This window comes from Halorubrum sp. ASP1 (assembly GCF_005435135.1).
GTDB lineage: Archaea > Halobacteriota > Halobacteria > Halobacteriales > Haloferacaceae > Halorubrum > Halorubrum tropicale.
This window is the reverse complement of the sequence record NZ_SGUA01000010.1, coordinates 63333-75581: the sequence shown is the minus strand read 5'-3', so window position 1 is coordinate 75581 and position 12249 is coordinate 63333. Positions and strand designations below refer to the sequence as shown.

The 12249-nt window shown below is 56.1% G+C and carries 12 protein-coding genes; 3 read left to right on the top strand and 9 right to left on the bottom strand.

All coding sequences use genetic code 11. The features are described 5' to 3' along the window. Window positions 1–257: 257 nt before the first annotated feature. From EXE48_RS14520 to EXE48_RS14505, 4 genes are all read right to left on the bottom strand, one after another. Complete coding sequence (locus tag EXE48_RS14520; protein ID WP_137711917.1) at window positions 258–1088, bottom strand: IS5 family transposase; 831 nt, start codon at window positions 1086–1088, stop codon at window positions 258–260. 116 nt (window positions 1089–1204) lie between these two features. Continuing rightward, complete coding sequence (locus EXE48_RS14515; RefSeq protein ID WP_137711916.1) at window positions 1205–1861, bottom strand: ribonuclease H-like domain-containing protein; 657 nt, start codon at window positions 1859–1861, stop codon at window positions 1205–1207. Next, a complete protein-coding gene (locus EXE48_RS14510) occupies window positions 1858–2175 on the bottom strand; it encodes a DUF8156 family protein (protein ID WP_137711915.1) in 318 nt (105 codons plus the stop codon). Before EXE48_RS14510 ends, EXE48_RS14515 begins: the two co-directional genes overlap by 4 nt. Before the next feature lie 2 nt (window positions 2176–2177). Next, entirely contained in the window at window positions 2178–3116 is a 939-nt protein-coding gene (locus tag EXE48_RS14505) for a hypothetical protein (RefSeq protein ID WP_137711914.1), read from the bottom strand. Between the two features lie 312 nt (window positions 3117–3428). On the opposite strand from EXE48_RS14505, the gene EXE48_RS14500 reads away from it, so the two are divergent. Further along, entirely contained in the window at window positions 3429–4820 is a 1392-nt protein-coding gene (locus EXE48_RS14500; protein ID WP_137711913.1) for an ATP-binding protein, read from the top strand. Between the two features lie 73 nt (window positions 4821–4893). Here EXE48_RS14500 and EXE48_RS14495 read toward each other — a convergent pair whose 3' ends face one another. Then, window positions 4894–5529 (bottom strand): helix-turn-helix domain-containing protein, encoded by a 636-nt coding sequence (locus EXE48_RS14495; RefSeq protein ID WP_137711912.1) that lies wholly within the window; start codon window positions 5527–5529, stop codon window positions 4894–4896. 76 nt (window positions 5530–5605) lie between these two features. Between EXE48_RS14495 and EXE48_RS14490 the strand changes: the two genes are divergently transcribed. Both EXE48_RS14490 and EXE48_RS14485 read left to right on the top strand, forming a co-directional pair. Continuing rightward, entirely contained in the window at window positions 5606–6448 is an 843-nt protein-coding gene (locus EXE48_RS14490) for a hypothetical protein (protein ID WP_241992023.1), read from the top strand. Between the two features lie 317 nt (window positions 6449–6765). Further along, window positions 6766–7815 (top strand): hypothetical protein, encoded by a 1050-nt coding sequence (locus tag EXE48_RS14485; RefSeq protein WP_137711911.1) that lies wholly within the window; start codon window positions 6766–6768, stop codon window positions 7813–7815. A gap of 267 nt (window positions 7816–8082) precedes the next feature. Here the strand turns inward: EXE48_RS14485 and EXE48_RS14480 are convergent, their stop codons facing one another. The 4 genes from EXE48_RS14480 to xseA form a co-directional block, all read right to left on the bottom strand. Beyond that, entirely contained in the window at window positions 8083–8580 is a 498-nt protein-coding gene (locus tag EXE48_RS14480; protein ID WP_137711910.1) for a hypothetical protein, read from the bottom strand. Between the two features lie 210 nt (window positions 8581–8790). Continuing rightward, window positions 8791–9819, bottom strand: coding sequence for a Cdc6/Cdc18 family protein (locus EXE48_RS14475; RefSeq protein WP_137711909.1), 1029 nt, complete (start codon window positions 9817–9819; stop codon window positions 8791–8793). A gap of 155 nt (window positions 9820–9974) precedes the next feature. Then, window positions 9975–10190 (bottom strand): exodeoxyribonuclease VII small subunit, encoded by a 216-nt coding sequence (locus EXE48_RS14470; RefSeq protein WP_137711908.1) that lies wholly within the window; start codon window positions 10188–10190, stop codon window positions 9975–9977. A 42-nt stretch (window positions 10191–10232) separates the two neighbouring features. Beyond that, window positions 10233–11603, bottom strand: coding sequence for an exodeoxyribonuclease VII large subunit (gene xseA, locus EXE48_RS14465; RefSeq protein ID WP_137711907.1), 1371 nt, complete (start codon window positions 11601–11603; stop codon window positions 10233–10235). Window positions 11604–12249: the final 646 nt, after the last annotated feature.

The window sequence follows — 12249 nt, the reverse complement described above, 5'->3', positions numbered from 1 at the left end:
TTTGAAGCACCGAGTCATCCATAACCGACTCGACTGATCACATAGTGCTATTTTTCTGACCAATCAGGTATACGGGATCTGTATAGCAGGACATAAACAAACTCTTCGACGGATTTCAGTGGCAAACTGACCGATACAGAGGAGGATACGATCATGACAGAATTGTTCTTTACCTATCAACATACATGAATTACCTGCTTGTTGAACCTGCATATTTTGTATGTACTGCTTTGTTGAATCCGATGACGGCGTGGGGATCACTGTTTGAGAGCCTGTTCGAGGTTGTAGACTGCGGCGGTCAACACGAGTTCGCGGAACTCGCGGTACCACGCGCGAGGGTGGACAGCGGGGCCGAACCGACGCTTGATGGCCGAAAAGGCGGTCTCGGCCATCCAGCGCTGGCCGTATAGCCCGCTGTCCAACCGTGCGTTGTGCGCGTGATCGTACGCAGCGAACAACCGATGACGCAGCAGGGGCCGGACGCCCTCTGATCGGAGGGCGTCCCGGAGCGATTGGTCGTCATAGCCTTTGTCGCCGGCGAGACTCTCGATTTTCTCGGTGTTACGAAGGGCGACTCGACGGCCAGTTTGCGTGTCGTGAGGCCAGTGTGCCGAGCAGTGAAGATCGAGGATGGCACACGAGTCTGTATCGACGAGCGCCGTCGTTTTGAGCGTGCGTATGTGGCGATCCGAGCGGTTTTGGTAGTGTCTCGATGCCGTTTCGCGGTCGAAAAATGTGGCATCGATGGCACCGTGCGAGCCCGGATCGCAGATGGTCGCGGACTCCCGAAGGAAACCGCGCCACACCGACATGGGCACCCTCTCAAACGACCGGTACAGCGTTGAGGGTGCGGGAAATGCCGTCCGCGACAGTTGTAACAGACCACGAACGCGATCCATCTCACTCGCCCAATCCACGATCTCGCGGTACGTCGCATCCATGTGAACCCGCAAAAAGTGGAGCGTGACATGCTTCCACCCGGGAAATCCGTGGCCAGTCGGATCACTCACCGCCGTTGGACTAGCGGCACAGCGCTTTTGAGCCAGCGACGCGGCTTGCTTAATGAAGCGGAAGAGGAGTTTGGACACATTCGGCTCTTCCGCTTCGCTTCCACCTTCAGAGCGACGCTATCTCGCCGCCTTCTGCGGATTCAACAGAGCAGTATGTACTGATGACGACACAATAGTGATCTGTATTAACCGAACTACTGACCACCCATTATCGGTTCCAGTGACTTCATTGAAAAGTCTGATTTCGAGCAGTATCGTTCTGCGACGTCCATCAGCGCTCGTGTACGTCGAATATCGGCGACGTTGTGGAGTACGACCGCTCCGAAATCACCAGTCTCCCACGCGCCGACGGCTTCGCTGCTCTCCCCAAATGGATCGACAGTACCGTGGCCTGAAGCCACGAGCTCGTCATACACTCCAGTGAGGCTGTTCTCACTCGTATTGAATCGTGAAGAGAATATCTCCATCACGTCGATGTACGGTAGCTCAGCGAACGGCCACTCGCGTTCGTGATGACTTAACCGTGTTCGAAGAAATGGCAGATCGAATCCACCTTTCCAGGTTTCCCCGTTGTAGGCAACGAGCTTGACATCTCGCTGTGCGATCGTGGTGTCGACGAACGTCTTGACGGCGTCCAACAGCGCGCCCTCATCGTCATGAACAGAGAGCGTCACTGGCGTGGTGAGGTGCTCGTTCACGCGCTGTTCGATATCTGAGGAACACGCACCCCCGTCCGTATTGAGGAACACTCGCGAGCCGATCTCGGCGTCGAAGCCGACGACGGTCAACTGGTCAGTCGTCGAAAATCCCGTCGTCTCGATGTCGAATGCGATCGTCGCGAGTGTACTCATTGGGGTTCCTCGCTGGTTTCCCCATCGGGTCCTTGCGTATCGGTGCGCTGTTCGTTGAGCCGATGTTCGAGCGCTTCGAGGCGTTCCTCATGGTCTTCCAATGTGGCCTCCTGTTCGAGATCAATACTGAACAGCGCCGGCACCAGTGGATTCTGGTGGTTCAACAGCCCGCTCGCGTCGGCGTGCTCGCGGGCGTACTCGAACAGCCGGTCGAAGCGCGGCTGGTCGCGACGACGGAGCGCCCGCCGGAACTCCCCCCAGCGGTCTTCGATAGCCCGCAGCGCATCCCGATATGTCGGGTTCGTGCGTCCCATTGTTAGCGCCCTCCAGGTGCTGTCCACGCATCGAGGAGCGGACTCGTGGTGAGAGATGTCGTCTCGCCGTCAGCGGTCACGCCTGTTCCGACACCTGCCGGACTCGACGTCGACGACGGGGGTGTCGCGGGTTCGAGCCCGACCTGTGTCGCCCGCGTAGTGAGCAGCTGTCGCCAGTAGGCGAACGTGGTCTGGTAGTACGCACCGTCATCAACGGGATAGACGAGTGTCTCGAACTCGTCACCGACGAGTCGCGGCCCCATCCGGGTTTGCTCACACTCAAGATGATGATTGGCGGCCGTCGCGACCGGTGCTGTGAACTCATCGATTGTACTCCGGGTCACGAGTACCGGGACGTCGTAGCTGTCAGCGTACGTCGCTAGTCGAGCAAGGGTTCTCGCTTGGAGTATTTCTGCGTGCTGCTCGCTGAGTGTGTCGTCGCTGCGGTACTGAACGTCGAGGGCCGGCGCGACGACGAGCGACGGGGTGTGTGGAGACGAGTCTCTCCTATGAGCCGATGACTGTCGACCGGATGTGCTGGTGACGGTGGTCGATTTCTGGATAACTTGGTTTACTGCCGTCGGAAGATTGTCGACAGCGCCGTAGTGCTGGTACGCGGTGAATCCACGTGCGACGTGGATCCGGTCGAGCAACCGCTGGCTCGGTGTGATCTGAGCTAGTGTCGTCGTCGTCCCGTGGCCGTTCGCATCAACCCAGAAAGCGGCCCCGTCGTGTAGGAGGAGATGGTCAAGCACGAGCGACTGGAGGATTGGGACGCCACGGCCGCGATCAACGTCGAGCAGCGTGATGCCGTCGTCGAGTGACGGTAGGAGCATTGCTTCTGTGGCTGGGTCGGCTTGATCGGCCAAGGTCCGATTGCGGTCAGCCCCCCGTGTCGGCTTGTCGGCCGCCATTCGGTTCGATGGTGGGTGATCGACCATACTGGATAACTCGTCACGCCCTCAATAAGCGACGGCGCGGCGCTTCCGGACTTCCAGAAAGGACTTTACAACACGTCAATTCGAACTCTGTCACCGGATCTTGAGGAGTGGTAAACTGTTTCCAGGACTCTTTCCGAGGTGGCCGTCGCCCTTGATCATCGGATTAACCAACATTTCGGTATTTCTCGGTAGATTGTTGGTTAACCTGGCTAACATCGTTGTACCGCACCTTGCCGATGATATCTGTAGATATGATATTCCAGAATATGATTATTCAGAATATTTTTATTTCGTACCCACTAACTCAGTGCTATGACAGACTTCGTGAACCGCTCGGAGGAGTTAGATCGGCTTCACGGCCTGTTTGACTCGGAGACCGCGGATCTCGCTGTCGTGTACGGGCGGCGACGGCTGGGAAAGACGAGACTCGTCAAGAAGGCACTTGAGGGACGAGAGAACGCGGTCTTCTATCAGGCACGACAGAAGACGCGGGAGCTCCAACTGGAACAGTTCGTCGAAGCTGCGGCCGACACGGTTCCTGGTATCGAAGACATTCGTCCTGATTGGGAGCGCCTGTTCCGGTATCTAGCCGACCAGAATGCGATCGTCGTCCTTGACGAGTTTCCGTACCTGATTGAACAGGACGAGAGCCTCCCGTCGGTGTTACAGGCCCTGTTCGACCACGAGTTCGACGAGTCGGAGACGACGTTCGTGCTGGTCGGGTCGTCGATCAGCATGATGGAGGAAGCAACGCTGCTCGGAGACAGTCCGCTATACGGGCGAACCTCCCTCACACTCGACATCCGTGAACTCTCGTTCGACGCTGCGACGGAGTTTCTGCCGGACGATGCGGCGGCGGACGAGGCTGTTCGCGCGTGGAGCGTGTTCGGTGGTGTTCCCTACTACCTCGAGGAACTCGACGCGGATCGGTCCCTCGGCGAGAACATCCAGCAGACGGTGTTAACTCGCCACGGATCGCTCCGTAACGAGCCGGAGTACGTTCTCCGGATGGAACTAACGGAGCCGACGCGCTACTTCTCGATCCTCGAAGCGGTCGCTGGCGGGGCGACAGGCCGCAACGAGATTGCTGGCGTGACAGGTATCGACTACAACCAGCTGTCGACGTATCTAGATCGGCTCTCTCGGCTCCGACTCATTGAACGGCATGTGCCGGTGACTGAGAAACCGGAACGATCCAAGCGGAGTCAGTACCGACTTCGGGATCCCCTGTTCCGATTCTGGTTCCGATTCTTGTACGGGAGTGCGGATCGCTACGACCAGTTCGGTGAGGGGGCCTACGACCGACTCGTCGACCCCGAGCTGGCCGAATTCGTCGCTCCTGCTTTCGAGCAGTTGTGTTGTGAGGCCCTGTGGACCCTGTACGACGAGACGCCGATCGTCGATGTTGGGCAGTGGTGGTATCAGGACCACGAGATCGATGTCGTCGGGCTCACTGACGAAGACACGCTCGTCGTCGGCGAGTGTAAATATCAGGAATCGCCGCTCGACTACGGCGCGCTGGCATCCCTGGAGACCCACGTCGAGGAACTCCGGTGGCAGCCGTCGGGCGGTGGCTCGCGAACCGTCGAATACGCGCTGTTCTCCCGGAGTGGATTTACCGACAGCATCCACGACGCCGCCCGCAAGCGCGACGATATCCGTCTCTATACAATCGACGACGTCGTCGCCGCGCTTGGAGCGTAATCCGATTCGGACGCTTCCTGAGGATTCAACAGAGTAGATCAGCGCAAAGAATTGTGACGAACCCACCCGCTCGTCACTCGGCCTTCACGTCGGTCAGGTACCACGCAATAAGCCGAGCCTGCGCCCGCCGGACGATCCCGCTCGCGGTCGACTTGTCCACACCAACTACGTCGGCGAGATCCGCCAGCGTACACCCTCTCGGGACCTCGAAGTACCCCTCTCTGAGGCCGGCGGCGAGGAATTCCTCTTGTCGACGTGTGAGGAGTCGATCTGCCTGCTTCTTGTTTACCTTTGAGAGGAGTTCGTACTCGGCACCGTTTGATTCCAGCGTCTTTCGGAGTTGGTCGAACTCCCCGCGAGTACCAGTTAGGTCGAACTCATAGAATCCGTTCTGAACTTCGATCGGAAACTCAGGCGGGAACCCTCCAGACTCGACAAAGGCGTAGAGGTCCACGTCGGTCGTCTCGTACGTCGCGAGGAGTCGGTCGTCGGTACGTTCCAACACCTCGTACGCGTCGACCGCCCCGTGTTCGCGAAACGCTGCTGCGACCGACTCTGGAGTTCGAGTCAGCACCTCACCGAGTTCCTTCGCGGTGGCGCCGCTGCGGACGCCGGATAGCAGGCGAAAGGTCGCATCGGGGAACGCCTCCGACAAGTCGGCGATGTACAGGTCCGGCGGAAGGCGAATGCGGAATCGGGCGTCGATCATGCTGGTTACTGCCGCTTCGGACAGGTACCAACATGTTGGGGTCACGCACACATGAATCGCCCGGCAACACTGTAGTATGAACTCCGAGTCGGCCGCTGCGGCTACGAGCGGACGGACGACGCTGCGGACGATGGCGCAAACGATCGCCACATCGATCAGAGAGTTGCGGCGCCGCGATCCGGTTCTGTCCGCCGTGGCCGCGATCAACGCTGTCCTGTTCGGTGCCTTCGCCGTCGGCACCGTCCTGGACCCGATGGTCGTCAACGGCGAGCCGGCGTGGCTCAAGCCAGCGAAGTTCGCCGGCTCGATCGCGCTCGTGTGCGCGACGCTCGGCTGGCTCGGTGTCCACCTCCCGGTCGACCCGGACTTTCGCCGCCGTGTCTCCCGGATCGTCGGCACCGGTCTCCTCATAGAAATCGTCCTTATCGGCGGACAGGCTGCACGTGGTGTCGGTTCTCACTTCAATCGGGCAACGGTCCTCGACAGGGCTATCGGGGCCGTCATGGGCGTCACAATTGTCGTCGTCACCGTCGCGATCGCTGCGCTGGCGGTTCGGGCGCGCGGCAACGAGTTCGACGTCCACCCAGCGTTCGCCGCAAGCATTCTCCTCGGCATCGGCTGGTTCGTCGTTGGCGCGTTCGAAGGAGCGGCGATGATCGCGATCCAGTCTCGAGTCGTCGAGACGGCGGAGCCGACGGTCCCGGTCGTCGGCTGGCAGCTCGTCGGAGACTTCCGCCTAGCGCACTTCGTCGGCCTCCACGCCCTACAGCTGTTGCCGCTGACTGGCTACCTCGCGGCAGTTGGACACCGTCGGGGACTCGTCGACCATCCGCGACGCGTGGTATTCCTCGTCGCTACCGGATACGTCGCGGTCCTTTTCGTGACCGCCGCCCTCGGCGTCGCTCCAGCCCTCGTGTGAACCGCCTCACCCAACTCCCTCGGCACAAATGGGGCTCGGCCCGAGAGTGGGGGTTTGATGCGGACTCCCAGAAATCCGTCGTCAACGGCTCTGTTGAGAACATTTGGAACTGATAGGATCGGTGTGCGAGATACAGAGGATGTAGTCAACACGAGAACTGCGTTATTTTCTCTATCTTGATCCTGAATCAACCGATAGAATGCGCTTGCGAATTGACCGGCTAGAATCCCACCAATCCGAGACACTACGACCTAAATGAGAATACTGAGCAATAGATTCACAGAAAGCCTATACATATCTGTTGACACTGTTTCCGCGTGAAACGTCGAGATCTCATCGCTACAGGATGTATCTCTCTTACTACGGCCAGTTCTGGCTGTCTGAACTTCCCACTAAGAGAAAATGAGGATAAGCCGTGGGTGACTGCGTCCGTCGTCGCGGAGAATATCAGAGTTGGCTTCGATACCGAACAGATCTTCGAGGTATTCATAAATCCCAGCAACCTGATGGGAAGGCAACTTCCTGATGAGAATCAGGAGCATCACATTAGGATAGACGTTTCCACGTTAGAGCAGTATGGAGTAAACATAGAAGACCTCTCTGTAGAAACCACGCAAGGGAAATACGGATTAGGACCTTCGGATGCCTACAATAATAATGTCGATAGCGTAGACATCACTGACGGAGTAATTGAGCTTTTGATACTAACGTCGGAAGACGTGTCGGAGACAGACCCGATCGCGTTGAAGCTGACGGGCTATCAGTTCACAAATGTCGAATCAGTGACCGAAATTCAGTATGATGTTCAATCCCCTGAGGACCATGTTGAAATTAGCCATGGCAGTTTCGGCGGTCCTCAAAGCGGGAGCAAGTGCGGGTTCACCCGTTCTACGGACGGAGAGTTCACACTTGTAGACCCTCAGTTGCTCTCACCAACATTGTGCCCAAGCCCAATCAATGCCTATCGTGGGAGCCACCAGAATCTCGATATCGAGTGGCTGACCCCAGAAGCTGACGAGGTAGTAATCGAGATAGATATCTCGGTACTTAATAAATACGGAACAATTGGTGAGTCAGTAATCGAGCCATTGAACAAAAGGGGTCCATCGAATGAATCGAGGGTGGTAGGTGCAACTCTTGACAGCCTATCAATTGATGAAGGGACAATTTCGATCAAATTGGTGCCAGATCCCGGCACTAATTACGCTTCGGTGAGTGTCCGGCTCAGTGGAATGGATCTTCCCATTGGAGATCCGGTCAGAGATATTTCATATGAGATGACTATTGAAGGGGACGTTGATGAGACGGTAGAGACGGGATCATTCGACATCACTAATGATCCGCCTGATCCCAATAGCGATGCGTAAGTCTCGCCGCTAACTAGCTGCTCCGTGCGAACTGACGTGAAACCCCGTTTTGAATGCTGTATGGGCCCTCTGTACTGAGCGATCCGGCCTGACCGGATCTGAGAGAGACTTATTACGAGACTCGCGCGCTGTATGTGGCACACTCACATACGCATCCTTCAAAATTGACAATTTCTCTAACGAGAAGTCCCACACCTGTATAACGACTATTTTGGTAGGAAGGTATCGAAAAATAGGTCTTCAACAGAGCCGGTCTGAACCATACTCTTAATCAGATTGTCTATTTTCTTCCAATTCCTCTTTTGCATTAGTAACAAAACTTCTGATATTCTTCCATCGATCATACTGACTCTGATCTATATCAGATGCGGGGGTACCTCGATATTGTCTGCTAATTTCAGTAAAATAGTACCCTAAGTTATCATGTTTATCTGGCATTCGTCCTATAAGCTCCTCAATACGATTTATATGGCCGTCTATTCTGTCAAATTCAGGTGAGCTTTCTTGCTGAGCTACTTCATCAGGCGGGATGTCGTCGTATTCACTACTACTAAGATTGTGCGGACGACGTGCTGTAATGTCAATCAATATTTGTCGTGCGCTTTCTAATTCCTGTAGGGCTTCATCTTCCCATCGCTCTATCTTCCTTTCTCTGTAGCGCTCCTCTTCTTGGCTGAATTTGACTTGGTAGACTATCAGACTGGATACTGTTCCGAATGTCGCTGAAACCAATGCAGTGATGATCCCGACAATTAACGGACTCATACTGATTTCAGATTCAGTCTTGGAGCCAATAGAAGTTCAGATTATGTATTCGGATTTCGGCGTTGTCCGATGACCGACTTGCGCGCTGTATTCAGCACAGCTCCAACAACATATCATCTACTGAGAATTTCAACAGAATTACTCTTTCTCATTAGGAATATGATTCCTATTAGGAAACAGTGTGACAACTCAGGTGGTGAACCGGCCAAATTACGAAACCGGCGACGCATTTGCTGAGTCGACGAGCGAGTACTCCCGGTCCCGACTCGTCCCTTCTGCCTCAAGCAGATTGTACTGGGCCATCTTCGAAAGGTAGGTCCGGACCGTGCGCTTCGTCCGCGGATCGTCGACCGCCTCAGTATAGCGGTCGTGAATCTCGCTGGGTCCAAGCGGGCCGTGGTCGCGAACAATATCGTACACGACCCGCTGGTGCGGCGTGAGCGAGTCGAGACTTTTCTGCTTAATTTGAGCACGAGCATCTTCAGCAGCGTCTAGAAGGATCTCGTTGGTGACCTCCTCGTGATTTTCGCGGTCAGCCGTGCTGGCTGCGCTGCGAAGCATCCCGATCGCGAGACGGGCATCACCAGCAGCGGCATCAGCGATCTGATAGAGCTGATCGTCGGTGATGACGCCGTTTTCAAGCCCCCACTTCGTTCGAGCACTCAGAATGTCGTAGAGTTGCTCGTTGTGGTACTTGTCCATCCGGACGTGTTCGCTGGAGCGCAGCCGGCTCACAAGACGATCGTCGACGCGGCTGAACAGTTCTTCTTCTTTGTTCGCGATACAGATCACCGCGAACTGCTCCATACTGTGGAGGTCGTAGATGAGACTCGGGTCTTCGAGTTGGTCGACCTCGTCGAGGATGACGACGGTTCGAGGACCGTCGTACTGTTGGAGGCGATCAATGAGCTCGTCGTGGGGTGTCGACTGGCGATGGATGTCTATCGTCGCGCCGATGTCGTCGAGGATCTGGTACAGCGTTCGGAAGCGGCTGTAGTTTCGCCAGCAGTTGACGTAGGTGGCCTCGACGTCGAGCACTTCCTCGCGGAGCCGTTCGGTAACAAACTTCGAGACACAGGTTTTACCGACACCGCTCGGGCCGGTGACGATGGCCGTGTCAGCCGGCTCGCCGTTCGTGATCGGTTCGAGAACGCTCGAGAGGTGGTTAACTTCGGCGTCGCGATGCTCGACTTCTCGAGGGACGAACCCGGCGCGGAGGACGCGAGCATCACGGATCATTTGTTTCTGCCAGAGTAATTTCCGGTCAGGTTATAAAAACTTCACCGGGTCAGTTCCAGAAAGCTCCTCATCGCTGTTGAAGTGCTTCTTCTATAGTGTCGCTGTCTCCCGATTCTGATTGTGGAAACGCATCGTTTCCGGAAACGTCCGAAAACTCACTCGGCGCGTTCTAGCTCGGCGTCCTCACCGTCGATCTCGATGATATCACCGTCGCCGACGTCCAGCGCGTCACGAAGGGTCTCAAGATGGTCGTCTGCCTCCTCGCGGAGCTCCTTCGCAGTGGTGAGATCAACCTCTCCATCTTCGAGTGTTTCGGCAATCTCTTCAAGTCGATCGATTGTCTCGGCGATGTCAACCTCAGTCTCACTCATACTTGATAGTCACTTGGAGTGTCCTTGAATACCCTGTTATGCTCACAGAATTCCGCCTGCCCATAGCGCGACACCGAGCAGTAGCAACCCAACGAGGACCAGGATGACTATCCGAAGCTGGCGGGCTTCCTGCTTAGCTTCTTGGACGTCCGTATCCGTCTCGATGTCTCGATACGCGCTTTCGATCCGGCGCTCAAGTGCTTCGGTCTCTTGGGAGATGTGTGTCTCGTACGCCCGATCAATACGGCTCTCAAGTCCGCCAATGCGTCCCCGAGCTGCCCGTACCGTGACAGCCTCTGTCTCCGCGGCGTGTTCGATCTCCTGGAGTGCTGTCTCGATCCTGTCGTCGACCGCATCGAGGCGTGACCCTGTAAGTGTCGTGTAGGCGGTATCGATCCGCTGTTCGAGATCGGCTGCTCGCTGGATACGTGCTTGCCGAGTTTCTGCTGCCCGTTCGAGTCTCACAACGGCGTTTTCGATCCGTCGATTGAGCGCGTCAAGCTGCTCGCTGACGACTGTTTCGTACCCCATTTGGAGCCGACGTTCGATGGTCTCGACTCGCTCTCGGATGGTGCTCATCTCAGGTGTCGCCACGATCCCCGCGTCTGTCGGTGTCATTGCTGCCTTGTCAGCGACCGCTTCGGCGAGGGTCTCATCGTCTTCGTGGCCCACAGCGACGACTGTTGGGGTCACACAGTCCGCGATTGCTCGGACGACGGGCTCCTCGTTGAAACACCATAGCGTGTCGTCTGCGCCGCCACCACGCGTTACAACGATGGTGTCGATGTCCGGATCTCGATCTGCCTGTTGGAGCGCCCCGACGATCGATGCTGTGGCGTTTTTGCCCTGAACGGTCGCTCCAAAGAACGTGAGCGTCACTCCGGGTGAGCGTCCCCAGGCGGACTCACGGAAGTCTTCTCGAGCCGATCCAGTCAATGAGGTGATGACACCGATGTTTGAGGGAAACGGTGAAAGTGACTGTTTTCGGTCGGCATCGAAGAGGCCCTCCTCATTGAGTTCGGCACGCAATGCCTCCAATTCCTGTGATCGATCGGAGTCGCCGACTGGCCAGTAGTTTTTGACGTTGAGTTGTGTCCGGCCGCCTTCGGCGTAGAAATCGACGTTTGCCCGGACGATCACCTCCTCGCCTTCGGTGATGGGTTCGTCGATGCGGTCGCGATAAGACGACCACACAATACACTGGATTGTTTCCTCGCCGTCGACGTCTCGGAGTGTAAAGAACGTCCCGTAGCCCTTCGCTGTCGCATCGGATACTTCACCGACAACGTATGTCGGAAACCGCTCCGCGGCGGATTCCAAAGTGGCAGCAATTTCGTTGTTGAGTCGAGACACAGACCAGGCCGGTTCATCCATCTCCACGTGCCCACTTCCGGTATCGTCGTCGACGGCCATTCGAATCGGCCTATGATGTCGGGTGGTTTAGTTTATTGGCTCTGTCGGAGTCCGGTACTTGTCTCAAGTTCGTCGCCGCGAAGTGGCGTGCGCTGCGTCGGACGTAGTGGCGCGTGGGTCCGGTTTTTCATGGATCCAACTCTGTTGAAATTCTTAGTGGCTGATCGGAACTGGTTGCTGAATATAGAACGCAAATCGCTCAGGTGGGTTCTGTTGAATCAGCTGACAGCATAGGGATCACAACCGCAGAGGGAGCGATTATTTCGCTCTTTGTCTTCGGAGTGTTTGTTCGATTTACTTGACGATCTCGACCTTCTTCCTCTTCAGCCACAATTCCCTCACAAATTCTATCTACAGCGCTCATTAGTCTAGTGTAGAATCACCCAATCTCGACTCTTTCTGTGGGTTCCACAGTGTATGTCAAATAGAATTCAATTGCTACGAATCATGTGGGTAGTAACCGTCCCACACCTTTTATGTCAGAAGAGTCTGAAGATTAGATGAAGTCTCAACTAACATATGCGGATCGCTACCAGAATCTGGGATAGTGGCTGGGGAGCCATCCTCCTTACCACATACGCCCTCCTCGTCGTCCATCTTCTTGCCCCACATCAACTTCTAATGAAACCTGTAGCCTTTCTACCAA